22 protein-coding genes and 1 pseudogene are annotated in these 22196 nt (G+C 67.7%); 11 read left to right on the top strand and 12 right to left on the bottom strand.

The window, feature by feature from the left end; translation table 11 throughout:
* The first annotated feature begins 345 nt into the window (after positions 1–345).
* The 4 genes from IEY68_RS24725 to IEY68_RS24710 all read left to right on the top strand — a co-directional run bounded on the left by IEY68_RS24725 (position 346) and on the right by IEY68_RS24710 (position 4635).
* Positions 346–978, top strand: coding sequence for an O-methyltransferase (locus IEY68_RS24725; protein ID WP_373293008.1), 633 nt, complete (start codon positions 346–348; stop codon positions 976–978).
* A gap of 225 nt (positions 979–1203) precedes the next feature.
* On the top strand, positions 1204–1983 hold the full coding sequence (locus IEY68_RS24720) for a TetR/AcrR family transcriptional regulator (RefSeq protein WP_063916363.1): 780 nt from the start codon (positions 1204–1206) through the stop codon (positions 1981–1983).
* A gap of 79 nt (positions 1984–2062) precedes the next feature.
* Entirely contained in the window at positions 2063–2983 is a 921-nt protein-coding gene (locus tag IEY68_RS24715) for an ABC transporter ATP-binding protein (protein WP_058854030.1), read from the top strand.
* A complete protein-coding gene (locus IEY68_RS24710) occupies positions 2980–4635 on the top strand; it encodes an ABC transporter permease (protein ID WP_058854029.1) in 1656 nt (551 codons plus the stop codon). The genes IEY68_RS24715 and IEY68_RS24710 overlap by 4 nt, the downstream gene beginning before the upstream one ends.
* Positions 4636–4700: 65 nt before the next feature.
* Here IEY68_RS24710 and glgC read toward each other — a convergent pair whose 3' ends face one another.
* Positions 4701–5915 carry a glucose-1-phosphate adenylyltransferase gene (gene glgC, locus IEY68_RS24705; protein WP_058854028.1) on the bottom strand — a complete coding sequence of 405 codons (1215 nt, stop codon included), beginning with the start codon at positions 5913–5915 and terminating at the stop codon, positions 4701–4703.
* A gap of 123 nt (positions 5916–6038) precedes the next feature.
* On the opposite strand from glgC, the gene glgA reads away from it, so the two are divergent.
* Complete coding sequence (gene glgA / locus IEY68_RS24700) at positions 6039–7196, top strand: glycogen synthase (RefSeq protein ID WP_058854090.1); 1158 nt, start codon at positions 6039–6041, stop codon at positions 7194–7196.
* 15 nt (positions 7197–7211) lie between these two features.
* On the opposite strand, the gene IEY68_RS24695 is transcribed toward glgA, so the two are convergent.
* The 10 genes from IEY68_RS24695 to IEY68_RS24650 form a co-directional block, all read right to left on the bottom strand.
* A complete protein-coding gene (locus IEY68_RS24695; RefSeq protein WP_058854027.1) occupies positions 7212–7619 on the bottom strand; it encodes a group I truncated hemoglobin in 408 nt (135 codons plus the stop codon).
* Positions 7620–7735: 116 nt separating this feature from the next.
* Positions 7736–8605 carry a putative RNA methyltransferase gene (locus IEY68_RS24690; protein ID WP_058854026.1) on the bottom strand — a complete coding sequence of 290 codons (870 nt, stop codon included), beginning with the start codon at positions 8603–8605 and terminating at the stop codon, positions 7736–7738.
* Complete coding sequence (locus tag IEY68_RS24685; RefSeq protein WP_011211259.1) at positions 8592–8759, bottom strand: DUF3117 domain-containing protein; 168 nt, start codon at positions 8757–8759, stop codon at positions 8592–8594. The genes IEY68_RS24690 and IEY68_RS24685 overlap by 14 nt, the downstream gene beginning before the upstream one ends.
* A gap of 158 nt (positions 8760–8917) precedes the next feature.
* Positions 8918–9499: a DNA-3-methyladenine glycosylase I gene (locus IEY68_RS24680; protein WP_058854025.1), complete on the bottom strand. Its 582-nt coding sequence runs from the start codon at positions 9497–9499 to the stop codon at positions 8918–8920.
* The gene (locus tag IEY68_RS24675) at positions 9496–9813 is read right to left on the bottom strand and encodes a DivIVA domain-containing protein (RefSeq protein ID WP_058854024.1); all 318 of its coding nucleotides are present in this window, start codon (positions 9811–9813) and stop codon (positions 9496–9498) included. The genes IEY68_RS24680 and IEY68_RS24675 overlap by 4 nt, the downstream gene beginning before the upstream one ends.
* Positions 9814–9832: 19 nt before the next feature.
* Positions 9833–10969: an Mrp/NBP35 family ATP-binding protein gene (locus IEY68_RS24670; protein WP_058854023.1), complete on the bottom strand. Its 1137-nt coding sequence runs from the start codon at positions 10967–10969 to the stop codon at positions 9833–9835.
* A gap of 19 nt (positions 10970–10988) precedes the next feature.
* Positions 10989–11843 carry a lytic transglycosylase domain-containing protein gene (locus IEY68_RS24665; RefSeq protein WP_058854022.1) on the bottom strand — a complete coding sequence of 285 codons (855 nt, stop codon included), beginning with the start codon at positions 11841–11843 and terminating at the stop codon, positions 10989–10991.
* Between the two features lie 277 nt (positions 11844–12120).
* Positions 12121–13458 (bottom strand): lytic transglycosylase domain-containing protein, encoded by a 1338-nt coding sequence (locus IEY68_RS24660; RefSeq protein WP_063916362.1) that lies wholly within the window; start codon positions 13456–13458, stop codon positions 12121–12123.
* A gap of 144 nt (positions 13459–13602) precedes the next feature.
* On the bottom strand, positions 13603–14193 hold the full coding sequence (locus tag IEY68_RS24655; protein ID WP_062999275.1) for a DUF1003 domain-containing protein: 591 nt from the start codon (positions 14191–14193) through the stop codon (positions 13603–13605).
* A 14-nt stretch (positions 14194–14207) separates the two neighbouring features.
* The gene (locus IEY68_RS24650; protein ID WP_062999272.1) at positions 14208–15488 is read right to left on the bottom strand and encodes a magnesium transporter MgtE N-terminal domain-containing protein; all 1281 of its coding nucleotides are present in this window, start codon (positions 15486–15488) and stop codon (positions 14208–14210) included.
* A 53-nt stretch (positions 15489–15541) separates the two neighbouring features.
* On the opposite strand from IEY68_RS24650, the gene IEY68_RS24645 reads away from it, so the two are divergent.
* The 3 genes from IEY68_RS24645 (at position 15542) to IEY68_RS24635 (ending at position 17798) form a co-directional block, all read left to right on the top strand.
* Positions 15542–16486 (top strand): HpcH/HpaI aldolase/citrate lyase family protein, encoded by a 945-nt coding sequence (locus IEY68_RS24645; RefSeq protein WP_062999270.1) that lies wholly within the window; start codon positions 15542–15544, stop codon positions 16484–16486.
* Positions 16487–16721: 235 nt separating this feature from the next.
* Entirely contained in the window at positions 16722–17213 is a 492-nt protein-coding gene (locus IEY68_RS24640) for a YflT domain-containing protein (RefSeq protein WP_030522047.1), read from the top strand.
* Positions 17214–17216: 3 nt separating this feature from the next.
* Positions 17217–17798, top strand: a complete 582-nt coding sequence (locus tag IEY68_RS24635) for a suppressor of fused domain protein (protein WP_189094490.1) — start codon at positions 17217–17219, stop codon at positions 17796–17798.
* Positions 17799–17820: 22 nt separating this feature from the next.
* On the opposite strand, the pseudogene IEY68_RS24630 reads toward IEY68_RS24635, so the two are convergent.
* Positions 17821–18893 (bottom strand): annotated as a pseudogene (locus IEY68_RS24630) (magnesium and cobalt transport protein CorA).
* A gap of 122 nt (positions 18894–19015) precedes the next feature.
* On the opposite strand from IEY68_RS24630, the gene IEY68_RS24625 reads away from it, so the two are divergent.
* The 3 genes from IEY68_RS24625 (at position 19016) to IEY68_RS24615 (ending at position 21875) form a co-directional block, all read left to right on the top strand.
* Entirely contained in the window at positions 19016–19870 is an 855-nt protein-coding gene (locus IEY68_RS24625; protein WP_062999266.1) for a PHP domain-containing protein, read from the top strand.
* Positions 19867–20133 carry a hypothetical protein gene (locus tag IEY68_RS24620; protein ID WP_062999264.1) on the top strand — a complete coding sequence of 89 codons (267 nt, stop codon included), beginning with the start codon at positions 19867–19869 and terminating at the stop codon, positions 20131–20133. Before IEY68_RS24625 ends, IEY68_RS24620 begins: the two co-directional genes overlap by 4 nt.
* Positions 20134–20669: 536 nt before the next feature.
* Positions 20670–21875, top strand: a complete 1206-nt coding sequence (locus IEY68_RS24615) for an NAD(P)-dependent malic enzyme (protein WP_062999262.1) — start codon at positions 20670–20672, stop codon at positions 21873–21875.
* The last annotated feature ends 321 nt before the right edge of the window (positions 21876–22196 follow it).

The raw sequence follows: 22196 nt of genomic DNA, 5'->3' as shown, positions 1-22196 counted from the left end.
GTCCGGCCCGGGCAGGCCGTGGCCGGCCCGCGTCGCCGAACGGCGGGCCCGGGGCAGTTCGGGCAAGGTGGCGGACTCGCGTGCCGCATCGACCATGTGGATGGTGACGACCTCCTGATCGGGACCGAGGCGTAGGATCGAATATGCGGCCCGTTGTTCGGGCCGTTGTTCATGGGTTACAACGGTGGATCGGTGCTCTGTTGTTCCCGTTCCTGCGCGTTCGGTCGGCTGATCTTGCGTAACCCTCACTCTTCCGTCTCCCGGTGTGGGCCGGATATGGGGATCCTGAGGGACACCTGAGAATGTTGCGACCGGCATTGCCGCGTTTGGCATAGCCTCTTGGGCGTGGCATCGAACCTGGAGCTCAATCTCGCCTACGTGGAGGAATCCGTCGTCGAGGACGAGGTACTCGTCAGCGCCCGCGAACGGGCCACCGAGCTGGGAGTGGCTCCGGTGCCGCCGTCGGTCGGGGCTCTGCTGAGCATGTACGCGCAATTGCTGGACGCGCGGGCGGTGGTCGAGGTGGGGACCGGTGCCGGGGTCAGCGGGCTGTGGCTGCTCGACGGGATGCGCGAGGACGGCACGTTGACCACTATCGATTCCGAGCCCGAACATCAGCGGGCCGCCAAAGAATCCTTCCGTGGCGCCGATATCCCCCTCGCTCGTACCAGGCTGATCAACGGGCGCGCGTTGGATGTACTGCCGCGACTGGCCGATGGGGCCTACGACCTGGTTTTTCTCGATGCCTCGCCGATCGAGCACCCGCAGTACATCGCCGAAGCGGTGCGGTTGCTGCGTGCGGGCGGTGCCGTACTGCTGCACAATGCCCTGCTCGGCGGCCGGGTCCCCGATCCGGCCAATCGTGACGCGGCGACCCAGGCGGTACGTTCGGCCACCCGGTACGTGGCCGAGGATCCCGGTCTGACCAGCGTTCTCATCCCGCTCGGAGATGGGCTGCTCTGCGCTTCGAAGGGGTAGCCCGGGGTCCTGGGCCGGTCCCGGCCGTCCGGCTCTGAGCGGCCTGTCGATCTACCTCTCCTCTCTTGTGTGATGTAAATCACATAATCTTGAGATCACCTGTGCGCCGGCCTCGCCTTTTCCGGTGGCCGCTCGATGTGATCGCCCGGCGCTGAACTCTCTTTACGGAATCTCTACGGGGTCACCTCTTGCATCACGGTTGAACAAGTGTTTAACGTACTGAACATGCGTTCAAGCGATGATCTGAACACGCGGGCCCGCATTCGCGATGCGGCCCTCGTCCTGTTCGGGGAGGAGGGGTTCGGGGTCGGCGTACGTGCTATCGCCGCTGCGGCAGGAGTGTCGCCGGGGCTGGTCAACCACCATTTCGGTTCGAAGGAGGGACTGCGGCGCGAATGCGACGATCATGTGCGCGCAGTCATCCGCGAATCGAAGATGAGTTATATGAACCGGCCGTCGCCGGGCAATACACTGCAACAGCTGGCCGAGATCGAGGAGTTCGCCCCGTTCATCGCCTACATAATGCGTAGCTTCCAGGCCGGAGGTGATCTCGCGGCGTCGCTGTTCGAGCACATGGTCGAGGATGTGGAGCAGTATCTCGAGGCGGGCGTCGCCTCCGGCGCGCTACGCAGACCGCGGGATCTGAAGGCGATGGCGCGCTATCTCGCGACCACCAACGGCGGCGGCATGCTGCTGTTCATCCAGATGCACGCCGGCCCTTCGGGCGCCGTCGATTACCGGCAGGCCCTCCGGGAGTACGGCGACCAGATGTTGCTGCCCGCGGTGGAGGTCATGACCGAGGGCCTGCTCCCCGATTCGACGATGCTGGAAACCCTGCTGGCCGACGCGGCGAGTCGCGCCGGCGGTGCCACCGGAACCGAGGCGCGTCCGCAGTCCGATACCCCGGACGCCACCAGCGGTGACGCCGCCGGATCACCCGAAGCGTCCATACCGCATCCACCAGAAACGCCGTTACCGGCACCGACTGCCGGTAACGCGAACTGAGCCGGCGCGGCGTCCGATCCGCCGCGTCTGCGAACTATCTCCATCCACGCTCTATCTCTCTGTCCCACAAGGAGACACGATGATTTCGGCAATTCGGATCCGGGATCTGCACAAACACTTCGGGAAGGTCCGGGCACTGGACGGGCTCGACCTGGAAGTGTCCGAGGGCGAAGTCCACGGATTCCTGGGCCCCAACGGTGCCGGTAAGTCCACGACCATCCGGGTCCTGCTCGGTTTGCTGGCGCGCACCTCCGGTGAGGTGCGGATGCTCGGACGCGACCCCTGGGCCGATGCGGTGGCACTGCACCGGGAGATCGCCTACGTTCCCGGCGATGTGACCCTGTGGCCGTCGCTGTCCGGTGGCGAGACCATCGATCTGCTGGCGTCGATGCGCGGCGGTCTCGATACCGCGCGCCGGGCCGAGCTGATCGAACGCTACGAGCTCGATCCGCGGAAGAAGGCGCGCACCTACTCCAAGGGCAACCGGCAGAAGGTCGCCTTGGTCTCCGCCTTCTCCTCGCACGCCCGGCTGCTACTGCTCGACGAGCCGACCTCGGGTCTGGACCCGTTGATGGAGCAGGTGTTCCGGGAATGCGTCGCCGAGGCGGCCGAGCGGGGTGCGACCGTCCTGCTGTCCAGCCATATCCTGTCGGAGGTGGAAGCCCTGTGCGAACGGGTCACCATCATCCGGTCCGGGCGCGCAGTGGAGAGCGGGACACTCGCGTCGATGCGGCATCTGAGCCGCACCTCCATCACCGCGGAACTGACCGGCGACCCCGGTGATATCGCGGCCATCCCCGGCGTGGCCGATTTCAGCATGGACGATCACACCCTGCGCTGCCAGGTCGACGGCGAACATCTCGCCGAACTCATCCGCGTGCTCGGCGATACCGGGGTCAGCAGTCTGACCAGCCGGCCGCCCACCCTGGAAGAGCTGTTCATGCGTCACTACTCGACCAACGGCCGGGAGGCCGGCGAACTGGAAGAGGCGCGGAAATGACGACCGCCGTCGCCGGAGCACGGCACAGCGTGCTCGATCACCGGCCGATTCGCACCGGATTCACCGGCACCACCCGCTTGCTGCGGCTGTACCTGCGTCGCGACCGGATCGTGGCGCCGCTGTGGATTCTGCTGCTGTCCCTGCCACTGGGTGGGGTCTATGTGGCCAGTATCGAATCGGTGTACCCCACCGCGGCCGATCGGGCTTCGTTCGCGGCCACCATCCTGTCCAGTCCCGCGCAGCTGGCCATGTACGGGCCGATCTACAACACCTCGATCGGCGCGGTGGGTATCTGGAAAGCGGGGATGTTCCACACGCTGATCGCGGTGGCCACCATCCTCACGATCATCCGGCACACCAGGGCCGAGGAGGAGACGGGTCGCAGCGAGATCCTGGCCTCCACGTCCGTCGGTCGCTACGCGAACCTGACCGCCGCGCTGACGCTGGCGGTGGGCGGATCGTTGCTCACGGGTCTGCTCGGCGCGGTGAGTCTGACGGCGGCCGATGTCCCGGCGAGCGGCTCGCTGGCCTTCGGGCTCGCGCTGGCCGGGTCCGGCGCGGTGTTCGCGGCCGTGGCCGCGGTGACGGCGCAGGTCTGCACCGGGGCCCGGCTGGCCCGCGGGTTGGCCTTCGCGGTACTCGCGGCCACCTTCACCCTCCGGGCGGTCGGTGACGCTGGCGCGGGGGCGGGCGCGGTGAGTCCGCTGACGTGGTTGTCCCCGCAGGGCTGGTCGCTACAGGTGCGTCCGTACGCCGGCGACCGCTGGTGGGTGCTGGTCCTGCACCTGGTGCTGGTGGTGGTGCTGGTGACCGCCGCATACGCGCTACTGCGTCGCCGCGATGTCGGTGCGGGACTCATCGCGGAACGATCGGGCGCCGCACAGGCGGGGCCGGACCTGGCCGGACCATTCGGGCTGGCCGTCCATCTGCAGCGCGGTACCCTGCTGGCCTGGACGATCGGCGTCGGGCTGTACGGCCTGGTGATCGGCAGTGTGGTGGCGGGTATCGGGGACAGTTTCGCCGAGAACGAGACGCTGCGCGATATGATCACCCGGATGGGGGGCTCCGACTCGATCGAGGATTCGTTCATCTCCTACGCCTTCACCATGCTCGGGATCGCGGGCGCGGCCTACGCCGTCTCGGCGACGCTGCGGCTGTTCAGTGAGGAGAACGGCCACCAGGCCGAATCGGTGCTCAGCGGTGCTGTCGGCCGGCTGCGCTGGGCCGCCACCCACCTGATGTTCGCTCTCGGCGGGCCCGTGGTGATCATGCTGACCGCCGGTTTGCTCGGGGGCGTGGCCTACGGCATCGCCAAGGGCGATATCGGCGGGGAATTGCCCGGCGTGGTCGCCGCGGCACTGGTCCAGCTGCCGGCGATCTGGTTCTTCGCCGGTGCGACCCTGGCGCTGTTCGGGCTCGTTCCGCGCTGGACGCCGGTGGCGTGGGGTCTGCTGACGGCCACGATCGCTGTTTTCCTGCTCGGTTCGTTCTCCGGCGCCCCGCAGTGGTTCCGCGATCTGGAGCCGTTCAGTCACGCACCGAAGGTGCCGGGCTCGGAGTTCACCGCGACTCCGGTGATCGCGGTGACGGTGATCGCCGCGGTACTGCTCGCGGCCGGGCTCGCCGGTGTGCGGGGCCGCGACGTGCGCTGAGCAAACCACGAAGGGCGGTGCGCCCTCTTCCTTCCGGGGAGAGGGCGCATTCGTGCCGGGTGCGGTCAGACCCAGGTGCCCTTGCCGACGGTGACCACCCCGCCGTTGCTGATCGCGAAGCGGGAGCGGTCGCGCTCCAGATCCACTCCGATGATCTCGCCCTCGGAGACCATGACGTTCTTGTCCAGGATCGCGCGCCGCACGACCGCGCCGCGCCCGATCCGGACGCCGGGCATCAGCACACTGCCCTCGACCGTGGCGCCGTCGTCCACCATCACATTGGCGCTGAGTACCGAATTGCGCACGGTCGCCGCGGACAGGATACTGCCCGCTCCGATAATGGATTCCTGGGCCAGGCCGCCCTGCGCGAATTTCGCCGGCGGGAGATTTTCGGCGGCGCCCCGGATGGGCCAGTGCCGGTTGTAGAGGTTGAACACCGGATTCACCGACACCAGATCCATATGCGCTTCGTAGAAGGCGTCGATGGTGCCGACATCGCGCCAGTAGCCGCGGTCGCGGTCGGTGGCGCCGGGCACCTCGTTGTCGGCGAAATCGTAGACCGCGGCCTGACTCGCCGAGACCAGACTCGGAATGATGTCGCCGCCCATATCGTGGTCGGAATCGGAATCCTCGGCATCGGCCTTGATCGAATCCACCAGCACTTTGGTGGTGAACACATAGTTGCCCATCGAGGCGAAGGTCGAATTCGGGTCGTCGGGGATTCCCGGCGGATGCGTCGGTTTCTCCAGGAAACCGATTATGCGGCCGGACTCGTCGGAATCGATACACCCGAAAGCGCCCGCCTCGCTGCGCGGTACCCGGATACCGGCCACGGTGACGCCGGCGCCGGAATCGATATGACTGGCCACCATCTGCTCCGGGTCCATCCGGTAGACGTGGTCGGCGCCGAATACGACGATGTAGTCGGGGTCCTCGTCGTAGATGAGATTCAGCGATTGCATGATCGCGTCGGCGCTGCCGGTGTACCAGCGCGGGCCGAGCCGCTGCTGCGCGGGAACCGGCGTGATGTATTCACCGGCGAATCCGGAGAGCCGCCAGGTCTGCGAGATATGCCGGTCCAGCGAATGCGATTTGTATTGGGTGAGCACGCAGATCCGGAGGAAACCGGCATTGACGAGATTGCTGAGTACGAAGTCGATGAGGCGATAGGCACCCCCGAAGGGGACGGCCGGCTTGGCCCGGTCGGCGGTCAGCGGAAAGAGTCGCTTGCCCTCGCCACCGGCGAGCACGATTCCTAGTACGTGCGGCTGGCTCCTCACAGTGCCAAACTACCGAACGAGGTGGTCGGCGGGCATCGACCGCTCGGCGGCTACCGTGAATCCGTGAGTTCCGGTTCCAGCGGTGCGGCCGAGTTGTCCGCAGCCGATGAGCTACGGGTCGCCATGCTGACCCGAGAGTTTCCACCCGAGGTCTACGGGGGTGCGGGCGTACACGTCACCGAACTGGTGGCGCGGTTGCGGCGGATGAGCGCGGTGACCGTGCACTGTATGGGGGTCCCCCGTGACGGGGCCCGGGTGCACGATCCCGATCCGGCCCTGGCCGGCGCCAATCCCGCCCTGCGGATGATGTCGGCGCAGCTGCGGATGGCCGATGCGGTCGGCGCGGTGGACGTGGTTCATTCGCATACCTGGTACTCGGGGCTGGCAGGTCATCTGGCCGCCACGCTGTACGGGATTCCCCATGTGGTCACGACCCATTCGTTGGAGCCGCGCCGGCCGTGGAAGGCCGAACAGCTGGGCGGCGGATACCGGCTGTCGTCCTGGTCGGAACGTAACGCGCTCGAACACGCCGACGCCGTGATCGCGGTGAGCGACTGGATGCGCCGTGATGTCCTGGACGCCTATCCCGCGCTCGATCCGACGCGGGTGCAGGTGGTGCGCAACGGGATAGATGCCGATGTCTGGCATCCCGGCCCGCCGGAACCGGGTAGCCGCCGGATCCTCGACGAACTCGGCGTGCGGGCCGATCGGCCGCTGGCCGTGTTCGTCGGGCGGATCACCCGGCAGAAGGGCGTCGGCCATCTCTTGGCGGCCGCGCACGCCATCGATCCGGCGATCCAGCTCGTCCTGTGTGCGGGCGCCCCGGACACCCCGGCGCTGGAGGCGGAGGTGGCCGGTGCCGTGGCCGACTTGCACCACCGCCGGGGCAATGTGTTCTGGGTCCGGGAAATGCTGCCCACCGAACAGATCCGGCAGCTGCTGGCGGCCGCCGCCGTATTCGTCTGCCCGTCGGTCTACGAACCACTGGGGATCGTGAACCTCGAGGCCATGGCCTGTTCGACGGCGGTGATCGCCTCGGATGTGGGTGGGATACCCGAGGTGGTCGCAGACGGCCGGACCGGCCGGCTGGTGCATTACGAGGCGGGGGAAACCGGGACGTATGAGGACGGACTGGCGGCCGCGATCAACGAGCTGGCACTGGACCGGGCGTCGGCGGCCGAACTCGGCGCGGCCGGCCGCCGACGCGCGCGGGCCGAGTTCGACTGGTACCGGATCGCCGAGCAGACCATGGCCGTGTACCACACCGTCTGTAAACGGTGAGCCCGTCACCGGCGGTCAAGCCGAGGACGAACCCGAGGCGATATCGTCGGCGAGCGGGGCGACGGCCGCGATGATCTGGGCGACGGTCTCGTCTCCTACACCGGCCGCTGTCAGCGAATCCGTCAGATGACCGGCCACCAGACCGAAATGATGCAGGGTGATCCCGCGACCCTGATGCACCTGTTTCATCGGCGCGCCCGTATAGGGTTCAGGGCCGCCCAGTGCGGCGGCGAAGAATTCGACCTGTTTACCTCGGAGCCGGGACATATTCGTCCCGCTGAAGAAACCGGCCAGCTCCTGGTCGGCGAGGACCCGGGTGTAGAAATCGGCGACAACCGCTTCGAGCGCCTCGTGGCCGCCGATCTGCTCGTAGATGCTGGTAGTGGTGGTGTCTTTCCGCTTGCCGAAGGTCGGTATCCGCATACGTCAAGGACATCAGGACGGTGTTACCCGGCGATCAGGTCGATGTCGCGAGTGGATTGCTCTGTGTGCCAGCACGATTGCCCTGTTCTCACCGTGGCGGTCCGCGCTCGGTGAGGTCAGGTGGTGAGGTAGGTCCCCACGGTGACCGACGCGGTGACCTCGAAGGGCTCCGGTAGGCGGGCGATCCGTTCCGCGGTCGCGTCCGCGTGGTGTGCGGACGGGCCCATCGCCACCAGATTCGCGATATCGGTGTGGGGCAGGGTCATCACGTATTCGATCCGCCGCTGCTCCGTGCGGGTGAACCGCCCGGCCATGGCTTCGGCGAGACGGCGGTCCTTCTCCGGATCGACGGTGACCATGCCGATCGGTTCGATGAGCTCGGCGAGATGGGAGACGGTGGGGGTGACGACGATATAGCGCCCGCCGGGAGCCAGTACCCGGGATACAGCGTCGGGGTTGCGCGGGGCGAATACCGACAGCGCGGCCGTGAGTGTGTGGTCGCGGATCGGCAGACCGCGCCAGGCATCGGCCACCACCGCCGCCGCGCGAGGATGGGCGCGGGCGCAGCGGCGCCCGGCCGATTTGGCGATATCCAATCCGATACCGCGGACCGCCGGGTAGGCGTCGAGGACGCGCGCCAGATAGTAGCCGGTACCCGCACCGATATCCGCGATGATCCCGCCGGTGCCGGGGTCGTGCCCGGCTCCTGCGGCTGCCGCGATCGCGTCGGCGATCGGGGAGAAATATCCGGCACCCTGAAAAGCGGTCCGCGCGTCGAGCATGGTGGCGGAATCACCGGTCAGTTTGCCGGCCGCACCGGTGAGCAGGCTGATATAACCCTGCCGGGCGATATCGAAACTGTGCCCGCGGGCGCAGCGCAGTGCCCTCTCCGCGGGCGACAGGCCGCGGTCGCATTCGGGGCAGCTCAGTACCTCGGCGACCGCGGCGAGCGCCGATTGTTCGGCTACCTGTCTAGCTGGTGACACTCTTCAATTCGTCACCCAGTGCCGCGGCTTCGTCCGGTGTGAGTTCTACGACCAGACGCCCGCCACCCTCGAGTGGGACCCGCATGACGATCCCACGGCCTTCCTTGGTTGCCTCGAGGGGACCGTCCCCGGTACGGGGCTTCATGGCCGCCATCCTCTGCTCCCTCCAGATCTGCGCTGTATGCTGCGCACTTGCTCGGAACTCCAGTTGTCACCAACCGGGCGGTCCGCCGGTTGAGACGACGGACCGCACTCGATCTATTCTTCCCTATCGCATGAGATGACGGACACTCGACGTCCAAATGTGATCGGTCAGCCGATCGCGGTCTGCCGGGTATCGACCCAGCATTCGGCCAGGTGGTCGTCGACCATGCCGGTGGCCTGCATCAGCGCGTACGCGGTGGTCGGTCCGACGAAACGGAAACCGCGCCGCTTCAATTCTTTTGCCAGTGCGATGGATTCGGGTGTCGTGGCCGGAATATCGGGCAGTGCGCCCGGACGCGGCCGTGACGGCGGCGCAAAGGACCACAGCAATTCGTCCAGACCGATATCCAGGTCGCGCGCGACTTTCGCATTGGCGATACACGCGTCTATTTTGGCGCGATTGCGCACAATGGCGGCGTCGGTGAGCAGGCGTTCACGATCCGCGTCACCGAACTCCGCGACCCGGTCGATGACGAATCCGGCGAATGCCTCCCGGAAAGCAGGCCGTTTGCGCAGGATCGTGATCCACGACAGGCCCGACTGGAAAGCCTCCAGGCACAGGCGCTCGAACAGCGCGTCGTCACCGTGGAGGGGCCGGCCCCACTCCTGATCGTGGTAGTCGCGATAGAGCTGTGATTCCACCGACCACGGGCAGCGCACCAGCGTATCGGCCGCCACGGCCCCGGTCACGACTGCTCCGGGGCGTGCTGCGCCGCGCCGGCCGCGCGTGCCTCGGCCAGCTGACACTGCAGTTCGTCGATACGCGCGGCGAGCCGGGCCAGCGCCCAATCGACCTCACCGGCCTTGTAACCGCGGACCACCTGCTGGAAGCGCAACGAGCGCACATCCGCACCGCTGATGCCCTCCACCGGCAGGACCGTCGCCGTGGTGCCCTCGGGTAGCGGACCCAATTCCTCCGACCGCCCGAACAGGGCGCTGGCCAGGAGGAACAGGACTGCGGCCACCAAACCGACGATCAGTACGTAGAGCAGCAGGGTGAGCATGGATCGAGTCTATGTGTGCTCAGAGATGGCGGGTGGTGTCGATACCGAGCGACATACCGGCCAGGCCCCGACGGCGGATCGCGAGTTTATCCGCCACGCCACGCAGCGCGACGGCGGACGGACTCTCCGGATCCTTCAGCACGATGGGGGTGCCCGCATCGCCGGCTTCGCGCAGTGCCTGTTCGATCGGGATCTGGCCCAGCAGCGGCACCTCCGCGCCGACCGCGCGGGTGAGCCGATCGGCCACCACCTGACCGCCGCCGGACCCGTACAGCTCCATCCGGCTGCCGTCCGGGAGATCCAGCCAGGACATGTTCTCCACCACACCGGCGATCCGCTGCCGCGTCTGCAGGGCGATGGCACCCGCGCGTTCGGCGACCTCGGCGGCCGCGATCTGCGGGGTGGTGACGACCAGGATCTCCGCGTTCGGGATCAGCTGGGCGATCGAGATCGCTACATCGCCGGTGCCGGGCGGCAGATCCAGCAGCAGGACGTCCAGATCGCCCCAGAACACATCCGCGAGGAACTGCTGCAAGGCGCGGTGCAGCATGGGACCGCGCCATACCACCGGGGTATTGCCCTTGGTGAACTGCGCGATCGAGATCATCTTCACGTCGTGCGCGACAGGGGGCATGATCATCCGCTCGACCTGGGTCGGCCGGGCATCGGTACCGAGCATGCGGGGGATGGAATGGCCGTAGATATCGGCGTCGAGCACACCGACCGACAGTCCACGCTCGGCGAGCGCGGCGGCCAGGTTCACCGTCACGCTCGATTTCCCCACACCGCCCTTCCCGGAGGCGACCGCGTACACACGGGTCAGCGAACCGGGCTGGGCGAAGGGGATGACGGGATCGGCGGAATCGCCGCGCAACTGTTTGCGCAGTTCGGTGCGCTGTTCGTCGCTCATCACATCGAGATCGACCGATACCACGCCCACACCGGGTACATCGGCGACCGCCGTACTGACCCGCTGGGTTATCTCGGTGCGCAACGGGCAACCGGCCGTGGTGAGGTAGACGTCGACATGCACATTGCCGTCCGGTTCGATCCGGATGCCCTTCACCATGCCCAGTTCGGTGATCGGTTTGCGGATCTCCGGGTCGTCGACCTTTGCGAGGGCGCCCCGCACGTCCGCTTCCGTTACCACTGGCATAGTGCCGATGGTAGTGCCGTCAGATCTTGGGAAGTTCCGCGGGCCGTGGTGCGATACCTGTCTGGTACGACTGTTCCCAGGCCATCACGTTCGCCACATACGCCATCGAGTTGTTGTAGCGCAGGATCGCCCTGGTCTGCTGGGTGGGATCGCGCATATCCAGTCCGCCCGAGCACAGGTACTTGCCGGCGGTCAGTGTCGCGTCGTAGTAGTTCTGCGGATCGGATATACCGTCGCGGTTGCCGTCGGCGGCGAAACTGGTCCAGGTCTCCGGCAGGAACTGCATGGGGCCGACCGCGCGGTCGTAGCCGCTGAACCCGTCGAGCACGCCGCTGTCGGAATCGTGGATGACATTGTTGCCCGACAGGCTGCCGTCCAGAACCGGGCCGAACACCGGGGCGAGGGCGTTACCGTCGGCGTCGGCCCGGCCGTTGTTCAGATGGGTGGATTCCACCCGGCCGATCCCGGCCAGCATGGTCCACGGCATATTGCAGTCGGGGTTCTCGTCGGCCAGGATCTGCGCGGCGCCGATATAGGCGGCCTCGGCGATACCAGGGATACCCGACGACGCGACGGGCAGATCGTTACGAGGGCGGTTCGGATCCAGCGCGACCGATTTCACCTCGACCCGCGCCTCGGGGGATTGTTTCGCCATGGCATGCACGGCGTAGGGGTCGATCGCCGCGCCGGCGGCGGGCCGCGCGGGATCGGCGCTGAGGGCCGAGACCTGCATCGCCACCGACGCCGCGGTGGGATCGGTGGCCACCGCCGCGGCGGCGTTGGTGGCCACTACACCGGCCGGGACCAGCCCGGTGAGTGCGATCACCGAGCTGCGGGAAACGGTGGCAGGTTGCTGTTTACGGTGACGCCCCACGTACTCAAGCCCTTCATCTCAACGCACAGCCTGCGGTCACATGGTGGTTCGTTGCCGCTCCGTGACCTGTTGCGTCGAGGATACCGCATCCGAGATCACTTTGTTACTCCTCCGTGACCATTATTTCGGTCGGCGTGGGAAGGGAGGAAGTTCCGGTGCCGCTTGGCAACTCGGTCCGCCCGCGGCCGGAGACCGCGCCCGCGACCGGGTCCGGTCGCCGACCGGACCCGGTCGCGGGCGCGGGTGGGAGCAGTACGCCCGAGCCGGAATCGTCTGGTCAGGCGGGCGGGGCGGGTTCGGCCGCAGCGGCCGGGGCCGTTGCGGCGGGAGCCGCCGGGGCGGTATCCGCGGGTGCCGGAGCCGCCGCGGTGGGAGCCGGGGCCACGGCGATCGGGAGCGGGATGACGATCCCGCCTGGAAGGGTGATCGACGGCGGCGCCGCAGGTGCAGGTGCAGGTGCGGGGACAGGTGGGTTCTGGTTCTCGGCGGGAGCCGGTGCGGCCGGCGCGGATTCGGCCGGTGCGCCCGGTGTCTCCGGGGTGGTCTGTCCGGTCGGCGGATCCGGAACCACCGGAGCCGGATCGGGCAGCGCCTCGCCGACCTTCGGGGCTCCCGGCGCGGGCGGGCACAGCAGTCCGCAGGGGATCGGCGGCAGGCCCGGAATCCGGATCATCGGTTCGGGCCGGGGCGTCTGCACCGGCAGCGACGGTGGGGGCGGCGGGACCCGGGTATCGGTCTGCGCGGCCAGGAGATCCGTTGGGCCGGGTGGGAATTCGGGCGTGCTTCCCGGCGGGACCAGATCGGGGGAGATGGTGACCGGGGCCGGACGCCCACCGGTCCGATAGGCCGCCGACCAGCTCAGCACATTGGCCGCATACGACATCGAGTTGTTGTAGCGCAGCACCGCCCGCAATTCCTGCTGCGGGTCGCGCAGATTCAGACCACCCGAGCACAGATACTTTCCGGCGCCCAGCGCCGCGTCGAAGACATTGTGCGGATCGGCACGGCCGTCGGCATTCCCGTCGGCGGCGTAGCGCGACCAGGTGCTCGGCAGGAACTGCATGGGTCCCAGCGCCCGGACGTAGCCGCCGTCGGCCGCGCGGATCACCTCGTTACCGGGCAGCGAGCCGTCCAGTGCGGGACCGAGGATGGGCGGGTTGGTGGTGCCGGCGATATCTGTGCGCCCGTTGCTCGCGTGCCCGGATTCGATCCGGCCGATCCCGGCGAGCAGGTTCCAGGTGACGCCGCAACCGGGTGTCGAGGACTGCAGTGCCAGTTCGGCATTGCGATAGGCCGCCAGCACGATCTCCGGAATACCCAGGGCGCCGACGCCATGAGGCAGGTTGATGGTCTGCAGCGGGACGATGCCACCGAACGGCGGGATCCCATCGGCCGGGGAGGGGCTGAGTGCGCGAAGTTTCCGCGGCGTCGAGCGCTCGACCGGTAACATTCCGAGTGTCTGGGGCAGTGGTGCATCGGTGGTAACACCCGGGTCACCGAGGTGACCGGAATCGGCGGCGAGTCGAGCCCCGGGAGCCTCCGGGGGAGTCGAGGACAAGGTGGTGTGGGCGGCCGAACCGCTTGCTACCAGGCCCATCATGACCAGAGCCGACATTGCCACAGGGGTAGGTATCCGCATTCGGCTCCACCATTCCTCTATGTCACAGGTGAGCGGCCGTCTCGGACATTCCCGGACGGCACGCTCGGGACAACGTGATCCAGGTTACCTACCGGTCAGGAGCATATTGTGGATTTCCGGTCAATCGTCCGCGACAGGCGATGAAACCGAGCCCGTAACCGGCTTGTGACCGGAGGTTTTCTTGCGTTTCGGCTTCGCAGATTTTTCCGGGCGCGTCGGACCCACCCCGGCCGCGGTCTCGAGCCGATCGAGTGCGTCGCGGATCTCGTCCAGTTCCCGCCTCAGATAGTCACGGGTGGCCACCTCGCCCACCGCCAGCCGCAGCGCGGCCAGTTCCCGCGCCAGGAATTCGGTATCCGCCTTGGTCTGCGCGGCCCGTAACCGGTCCTCCTCCAGCGATACCCGGTCCCGATTGTCCTGCCGGTTCTGGGCCAGCAGGATCAGCGGCGCGGCATAGGCGGCCTGAGTGGAGAAGGCCAGATTCAGCAGGATGAAGGGGTAGGGGTCCCAGCGCAGCGTGATGATGAAGATGTTCAGAATGATCCAGACGATCACCACCACCGTCTGCAACGCCAGATAGCGCCCGGTGCCGAGGAACCGGGCGATCCGTTCGCTGCCACGCGCCAACGCGTCGGCGTCCCAATCGAATCGGAACCGGGATTCGACCGGGGTCTCCAACCGCTGCCGGGCGCTTGCCGCCGCCCGGCTCACCGTGCTCTTCTCCGTCACTGCCGTACACCCTCGAACAGTTGTTCGTCCTCACGCCAATCGCGCGGCAGCAGATGGTCCAGCACATCGTCCACGCTCACCGCACCGAGCAGATGATTCTGATCGTCCACCACGGGCGCGCACACCAGGTTGTAGCTGGCGAAGAAGCGGGCCACCGCGGTGAGCGGCGCGTCCGGGCGCAGTGTCGTCAGATCCGTATCCAGGAACCCGCCCACCAGATGCGCGGGGGGTTCCCGAAGCAACTGTTGCAGATGGACACATCCCAGATAGCGCCCGGTCGGGGTGGCCGTCGGCGGCCGGACCACGAACACCATCGAGGCCAGCGCCGGTGTCAGATCGGGATCGCGGACCCGCGCCAGTGCCTCCGCGACGGTTGTCGCGGGTGTGAGTACCACCGGCTCCGGCGTCATCAGGCCGCCGGCGGTATCCGGGGAATGTTCGAGCAGACGGCGGACCGGCTCCGATTCCTGCGGATCCATCAGCGTCAGCAGCGATTCGGCTTCGTTCTCCGGTAGCCCACCCAGCAAGTCGGCGGCATCGTCGGGATCCATGGCCTCGAGGACATCGGCCGCCCGCCCGATCTCGAGTTTGCCCAGCAATTCCAGCTGGTCATCCCCGGACAGCTCCTGAACCACATCGGCGAGCCGTTCGTCGTCGAGCGCCACCGCCACCTCCAGCCGGCGCTTCTCCGGAAGCTCGCGCAACATATGCGCGACATCGGCGGCGCGCTGCCCTTCGAACTGTTCGAGCAGCGTGCTCACATCCTGCCCCGGCCGCCCCAGCTCGTACGGGGTGAGCCCCTGGACCTGCCCCCAGTCCACCACGTGCACCGTGCGTCGCCGCCCGAGCCGGCGATGCCCGCGCACCGCGACCCGGGAGACCCGCCAGTCCCGGGTCCGGGTCAGCGCGATTCCCAGATCCACCACGAACACATCGATCCCGGCCAGATCGGGCAGATCCGGATCCTCCACGCGCACTGCGGAGTCGACGATCTGCGCCATGGCCAGTAGCTCACCCGGCCGCTGCGCGAAGCGGCGCAGGCTCACATTGCCGGTGTTCAGGGTCACCGAGCCGGGTTCGATGGTGGTCACCCGCAGCATCGGGACGAAGATCCGGCGCCGGGTCGGCAACTCCACCACGAGGCCGTGGACACGCGGTTCCTGCCGGTCGTACCGGACGGCGACCACGACGTCACGAACACGGCCGATAGACTCGCCGTCCGGCCCCAGCACCGCCAGGCCCGTCAGCCTGGCGATATACACCCTGGTAGCTGCCATGGTTGCCAGGCTAGATGTTCCGGGGCCGGACCGGGCCGACCCCAGGAGTGTTGATGAAGCCGCGCCGTTCCGTGCTCGCCGTACCGGGCAGCAACCCGAAGATGATCGCCAAAGCCAAGGGCTTGCCGGTCGACGAGGTCTTCCTCGACCTCGAGGACGCGGTCGCGCCCGACGCCAAGGCCGCCGCTCGCGCGAATATCGTGGCCGCCCTCAACGACTCCGGCTGGGGCGAGCAACTGCGAGTGGTCCGGGTCAACGACTGGACCACGCAGTGGACCTACGCCGACGTGATCTCGGTGGTCGACGGTGCCGGGACCGCGCTCGACGCGATCCTGCTGCCCAAGGTGACCGACGCCGGCCAGGTGCGCGCGCTGGATCTGCTGCTGAGCCAGCTGGAACGGGCCAATAGCATCGAACCCGGTCGTATCGGTATCGAACCGCAGATCGAGAATGCGCTGGGCCTGCGCAATATCGACGAGATCGCCACCGCCAGCCCGCGCGTGCAGACCCTGGTGTTCGGCCCGGCCGACTTCATGGCAAGTATCAATATGCGCACCCTCGTGGTCGGTGAGCAGCCCGAGGGGTACGACACCGGCGACGCCTACCACCACATCCTGATGACCATTTTGCTCACCGCGCGCGCCCACGGCCTGCAAGCCATCGACGGCCCCTACCTGCAGATCCGCGATATCGACGGCTTCCGCCGGGCAGCGGGCCGCACAGCCGCCCTGGGCTTCGACGGCAAATGGGTCCTGCACCCGAGCCAGGTCGACGCGGCGAACGAGATCTTCAGCCCCCGGCAATCCGAGTACGACCACGCCGAACTCATTCTGGATGCCTACGCGTACCACACCTCCTCGGCCGGTGGCGCCCGTGGCGCGGTGATGCTCGGCGACGAGATGATCGACGAGGCCAGCGCGAAAATGGCCGTGGTCATAGCGGAAAAGGGCCGCGCCGCCGGAATGACTCGGACCACGGTTTTCACGCCGCCGGAATGAGCGCACCCGACGCTATATGTCGGCCGGGTCGGGCTTGCTCGTGAAGGTGGTCGCCATCCATGGCGGGGCCCGCCCCGGTTCTGGAGCGGCAGAGCGAAGGAGCGAAGCGACTGAGCGCCGGAGTGAAGAACCGGGGTTGATAGGGCCCCGCCCCGCCCCGCCGAAGGCGGGGCAATCAAACACAGGCCCCCGCCCTGCGGCGCCGAAGGCGCCGCAAATAAGACAGAATGGACGTATGACGAACCCCCTTGGAGGCTCGAATCGCGGTAGACAGGGTCTGCCCACGCCCCCTTCCGGGTGGCCGGTCGGTTCGTATCCGACTTATGCCGAGGCGCAGCGCGCGGTGGACCATCTGGCCGACAACCAGTTCCCCGTGCAGAACGTGACCATCGTCGGTGTGGACCTGATGCAGGTCGAGCGGGTGCTGTACCGCTTGAACTGGGGCAAGGTGATCGGCGGGGGCGTGGTGTCGGGTGCCTGGCTCGGGTTGTTCCTGGGCCTGTTGCTGAGCCTGTTCACCACCAACGGCATGGCGGGCCCGCTGGTGGTGGGTCTGGTCGGCGGCATCATCTTCGGCGTCATCTCGACGACCATCCCGTACGCGGCCACCCGGGGTCAGCGGGATTTCGCCTCCACCATGCAACTGGTGGCGGGGCGTTACGACGTGCTGTGCGATCCGAAGACAGCCGAACAGGCCCGGGATCTGCTCGCGAAGCTGGCCATCTAGCGAATGGACGTGATCGAACGCGTCCGGTCGGCCGTGTTGGGGTATTTCGGTGTGGAGGCGGCCGCGGTCGATACGGCCTCGATGACGTTCCTCGGTTTGGAGCCGATCGAGATCCTGCGTGTCCCCGGCGACGGGGTGACCCACTACGCCACCGTCGGTGGGTCGCGGCATCCGATGGGCGATCCGGGGGATCTACACGCCGATCCAGTGCGCGGGCCGCGGGCCGAGCTGATGCTGACAATGCGGTCGGCGGCCGGTGCGGGAGCGGGCGTGGCCCGGTCGCTGGGTGTGCTGGCCGCGGCGCCGGCGGTCGAAGGTGTTGTGTTGCAGGCCGATGCGCTACTGGATCTGGGTGAGCCGATCTGGCAGGACGCGCCGTTCACAGCGGTACTGCTCGGCGCGGGTGCGATCCCCGAGATCGAGTTACCGGATCCGGCCGAGCCGGTGCGGTATTTCGCGGTGACCCCGGTGACGGCCACCGAGGCGGCGTGGGTCCGGGTGCGTGGGGCGCAGGCGCTGCGTGATGCCTGGGCCGAGGCCGGGATCGACGTATTGGACCCGGACCGGGGAGCGGCCTCGCTCTAGCGGCCCGGCTCGTGTGGGTCGGTCAGAGCCAGTTGTTGCGGCGGAAGAGTGCCAGCAGTGTCAGGCAGATCCCGGTGATGACGACGAGCACCACCGGATAACCCCAGCTGGTCTTCAACTCGGGCATATGGTCGAAATTCATACCGTAGATTCCGGCGATCATGGTCGGCACCGCGGCGATGGCGACCCACGCCGAGATCTTGCGCATATCGGTGTTCTGCTGGACGGTGATCTTGGTCAGCGCGGCGCTGATGAGGGCACTGAGCGAATCGTCGAAATCGGTGATGCGTTCGGCGACGCCGGTGTGATGGTCGGCCACATCGCGCAGATAGCGCCGGATCTCCGCGTCGAGCGGGAGATCCTCCTTGTGCACGAGTAACTGTAGTGGGAGCGCCAGCGGATTCACCGCGCGCCGCAATTCCACCACTTCCGTTTGAGCTGGTAGATCGCCTCGACCGTGATGGGTGTGCGCGGGGTGAACACCTCTTCCTCCATCGCGTCGATATCGAATTCCACGGCCTGCACGACTGCTATGTAGGTGTCGACCACATGATCGGCGATGGCGTGCAGCACCGAGCCCGTTCCCAGCCGCAACCGGTCCGGATCCGCCTCGAGTTCGCGGCGCACCATCGCGAGCGGTGAATGTTCGCCGTGCCGGACCGCGATCACGAAATCCGGGGCGGTGAAGATCATCAACTCGCCCGTTTCGACGATCTCGCTGACCGTATGGAGCTCGTGCTCCCGGTAGGCGACAGTGCGCATGACCATCACCAAGGTGTCGTCGTAGCGCTCCAGTTTGGGTCGCTGATGGGCCTGTACCGCGTCCTCGACCGCCAAAGCGTGCAGGTCGAAGGTCGCGGCCACCTCGCCCATCTGATCGGCGTCGGGGTCGTGCAACCCGAGCCAGACGAAGCCGCCCCGCTCGCGTGCCGCCACGAGCGCCTGCTCGTGGGTGAACCGGCCCGGTAGCCGTTCACCGTCCACGTAGACCGCGCAGTCGACGATCGCGCGGGCGGTGGGCACCCGGATATGCGGTACCGCGGTGGAGCGCCGGATCCGCCCCGGACCATGGAACGGCAGCGGAATCGAGGGCACGCGTCGATGCTACTTCGCGGCACCAGGGACTCCGGGACATCGGGAGGTTCCGCGGCACCGCCACGCGGGTGTTCCGGCCCGCCCCGACGGCGCCGCCGCCCCGCACTGGAAGACTGGGCGGCGTGCGCATCGATCTGCATACCCACTCCACCGCCTCCGACGGCACCGACAGCCCGGCCGAGCTGGTGCGCAAAGCGGCCGACGCCGGGCTGGACGTGGTCGCGATCACCGATCACGACACCACCGCCGGCTGGGCCGAGGCCGAGGCGGCCCGTCCGGCCGAGCTGACACTGATCCGTGGGATGGAGATGTCGTGCGTGGGCCGCGGCGTAAACGGCTACCCGGTCTCGGTACATCTGCTGGCGTACCTGTTCGACCCCGCCGACCGCGGGTTCGCGGCCGAACGGGAACGGCTGCGCGCCGAGCGGGTCGACCGGCTACGCGCCATGGCCGAGCAGATGGCCGCCGACGGACTGCCGATCGATCCGGACGCGGTGCTCGCCGCGGCCGGGCCCGCCGCCGGGCGCCCCCATCTGGCCCGTGCCCTCGTGGAGGCGGGGGTGGTGCCGTCGGTGAATGCCGCCTTCACCGATCTGCTCGCCTCGGACGGCCCGTACTACGTGGAGAAGGCCGACACCGCGCTGCGCCGGGCGGTCACGATGATCGCCGAGGCCGGCGGCGTCAGTGTGCTCGCGCACGGGCGGGCCCGCAGCCGGGGCCGGCTACTGGACCTGCAGGACGTCCGTGATCTGGTATCGCACGGGCTGGGCGGCCTGGAGGTTGATCACCCCGATCACAGTGCGCAGGATCGGGCGACCCTGCGTGACCTGGCCGGCGAATGCGGCCTGCTGATGACCGGATCCTCGGACTATCACGGCGACAACAAGACCATCGTCCTCGGCGAATGCACCACCGAACCCGCGCAGTTCGAAAAGCTCGTCGGCCGAGCTACCGGCGTACCGGTGCTGGCTTCATGAGACTGGTACGCGGGCTCAGCGGTATCGCGGCGGCAGGACTCGTACTGCTGGCAGTGGTCGTGGTCGGCGCGGCATTGATCGGCGAACGCCGCGGCTTCCCTGGCCCCGGTGTGGAATCGGTGGCCTGGCATATCGTTGTCGCGGTGATCGCCGTTGTGGCACAGGTGTATTCGGATCGTGCGCGCGGTGCCGCGAGTCTCGGCGCGGCGGTGGTGGTGCTCGGTTCGGGTACCGTCCTGCTGTGGACCCAGTGGTGGGGCTGACGGGCCGCGTACCGCATTCCGGTCGTGCGCGAGTACCGCTTCACTCGACTGCCCGTGACCGCACTGAGATGTCTCACCGGCAGATGCCACCGCTCGCGAGTTTCCGCTCACGGGAAGGTAATGCTCACGGCCTACGCTGACCCCGTGGTGTCCGAAACGCGCAATCCGCGCCGTCCGGTTTGGCGAACGGTCCGGGACCTGGCAGAATATTGCGGATTCCCGATCGTTGCCACCGCCGGGTCGGGGATATCCGGCGCCCGCCGCACCGCGACGCACCGTCGCGGCCGGAAAAGGGCGCCAGTCGAGTTCAGTCGGACCAACCAGTCCGAAATCCACCCGGACCGTCGCTGCTCGAAATCAGCGCCACCGTCTATCACTTTGTGTCCGGGGTCCCCGGATCGTCCGGGTCCTGGCATTACCGGGAAACATCCTGGTCGCGCCGCCGATGAACGATATGACGCAGATAACACCAAATACCCGGCGGTAACCGTCCACCGGTTACGACCGCAACCAGCAGGAGTGAAATCGTGTCCTCTGTGACTGACGCACCGAACGCCACCGCCAGCAAAGATGAGGTCGAAGACCTCTCGGCGATCACTCACGAGGAGATCTTCGCGGGTCACCTCGGCGGCAAGCTCTCGGTCGAGCTCAGCTCGCCGCTGAACACCCAGCGCGACCTATCGATCGCCTACACCCCCGGCGTGGCGCAGGTGAGCCGCGCCATCGCCGAAGACGAGAAACTGGCCAAGCGCTACACCTGGACCGACCGTCTGGTGGTCGTGGTCAGCGACGGGTCGGCGGTCCTGGGTCTCGGTGATATCGGCCCGCGCGCCTCCCTGCCGGTCATGGAAGGCAAATCGGCGCTGTTCAAGAAGTTCGCCGGACTCGACTCCATCCCGATCGTGCTGGACACCAAGGATGTCGACGAAATCGTCGAAACCCTCATCCGGCTGCGTCCCAGCTTCGGCGCCGTGAACCTCGAGGACATCTCCGCGCCTCGCTGCTTCGAAATCGAGAAGCGGGTCATCGAAGCCCTCGACTGCCCCGTCATGCACGATGACCAGCACGGCACCGCCATCGTGGTGCTGGCCGCCCTCAACGGCGCCGCGCGCGTCCAGGGACGGGCCACCTCCGGCCTGAAGGTCGTCGTGTCCGGCGCCGGAGCCGCCGGCGTCGCGTGCACCAACATCCTGCTCGCCGCGGGCGTCGCCGATGTCACGGTGCTGGACTCCAAGGGCATCGTCAGCCGGGACCGCACCGATCTCAACGCGGTGAAAGCCGACCTCGCCCAGCGCACCAACCCGCGCGGGCTCACCGGCACCGCGGCCGACGCCCTCACCGGCGCCGACGTCTTCCTGGGCCTGTCGGCGGGCACCATCGGCGAAGAGCTCATCGCCTCGATGGCACCGGAGTCGATCGTGTTCGCCATGTCCAACCCGGACCCGGAGATCCACCCGGACGTCGCCCGCAAGTACGCCGGAATCGTCGCTACCGGCCGTAGCGACTTCCCGAACCAGATCAACAATGTGCTCGCCTTCCCGGGCGTGTTCAAGGGTGCGCTCGACGCGGGCGCCCGCCGGATCACCGAAGGTATGAAGATCGCCGCCGCCGACGCCATCCTCGGCGTCGTCGCCGACGAACTCGCCATCGACAAGATCGTCCCCAGCCCGCTCGACCCCCGCGTCGCCCCCGCGGTGGCCGACGCGGTCGCCGCCGCCGCCCGCGCGGAAGGCGTCGCCTGATAAAACGTTCCGCCTTACCCGGGCGGTAACCGCAACTACAGCACTCGGCCGCCACCCTGGGCCGGGTGCTGTAGTTTTTGGCGGCGCCTTCGGCGCCGCGGGGCGGGGCCCTATTAACCCCGGTTCTTCACTCCTTCGCTCAGTCGCTGCGCTCCTTCGCTACGTCGCTCCAGAACCGGGGCGGGCCCCGCCGACGGATGGTGACCATCCGGGATAGACGGGGAGGGGGATGTGTGAACTTGCGCCTCGATCGGCCGGATAGGTCTGTGGGTCTGCAAGTGCTCGGTGGTCGATTATCCGGCGACGGGCGGATGCACACCC

The organism is Nocardia jinanensis (genome assembly GCF_014645735.1).
In the GTDB taxonomy this organism is placed as follows: domain Bacteria; phylum Actinomycetota; class Actinomycetes; order Mycobacteriales; family Mycobacteriaceae; genus Nocardia; species Nocardia jinanensis.
This window is presented reverse-complemented; position numbering and strand designations above follow the sequence as displayed.

Excerpts from the sequence above, each read along its gene's own strand:
- IEY68_RS24720 (WP_063916363.1), top strand. The coding sequence starts at position 1,204 with ATGCGTTCAAGCGATGATCTGAACACGCGGGCCCGCATTCGCGATGCG.
- IEY68_RS24715 (WP_058854030.1), top strand. The coding sequence starts at position 2,063 with ATGATTTCGGCAATTCGGATCCGGGATCTGCACAAACACTTCGGGAAG.
- IEY68_RS24710 (WP_058854029.1), top strand. The coding sequence starts at position 2,980 with ATGACGACCGCCGTCGCCGGAGCACGGCACAGCGTGCTCGATCACCGG.
- glgA (WP_058854090.1), top strand. The coding sequence starts at position 6,039 with ATGCTGACCCGAGAGTTTCCACCCGAGGTCTACGGGGGTGCGGGCGTA.
- IEY68_RS24695 (WP_058854027.1), bottom strand. The coding sequence starts at position 7,619 with ATGCGGATACCGACCTTCGGCAAGCGGAAAGACACCACCACTACCAGC.
- IEY68_RS24685 (WP_011211259.1), bottom strand. The coding sequence starts at position 8,759 with ATGGCGGCCATGAAGCCCCGTACCGGGGACGGTCCCCTCGAGGCAACC.
- IEY68_RS24675 (WP_058854024.1), bottom strand. The coding sequence starts at position 9,813 with ATGCTCACCCTGCTGCTCTACGTACTGATCGTCGGTTTGGTGGCCGCA.
- IEY68_RS24670 (WP_058854023.1), bottom strand. The coding sequence starts at position 10,969 with ATGCCAGTGGTAACGGAAGCGGACGTGCGGGGCGCCCTCGCAAAGGTC.
- IEY68_RS24660 (WP_063916362.1), bottom strand. The coding sequence starts at position 13,458 with ATGTCGGCTCTGGTCATGATGGGCCTGGTAGCAAGCGGTTCGGCCGCC.
- IEY68_RS24650 (WP_062999272.1), bottom strand. The coding sequence starts at position 15,488 with ATGGCAGCTACCAGGGTGTATATCGCCAGGCTGACGGGCCTGGCGGTG.
- IEY68_RS24645 (WP_062999270.1), top strand. The coding sequence starts at position 15,542 with ATGAAGCCGCGCCGTTCCGTGCTCGCCGTACCGGGCAGCAACCCGAAG.
- IEY68_RS24640 (WP_030522047.1), top strand. The coding sequence starts at position 16,722 with ATGACGAACCCCCTTGGAGGCTCGAATCGCGGTAGACAGGGTCTGCCC.
- IEY68_RS24635 (WP_189094490.1), top strand. The coding sequence starts at position 17,217 with ATGGACGTGATCGAACGCGTCCGGTCGGCCGTGTTGGGGTATTTCGGT.
- IEY68_RS24620 (WP_062999264.1), top strand. The coding sequence starts at position 19,867 with ATGAGACTGGTACGCGGGCTCAGCGGTATCGCGGCGGCAGGACTCGTA.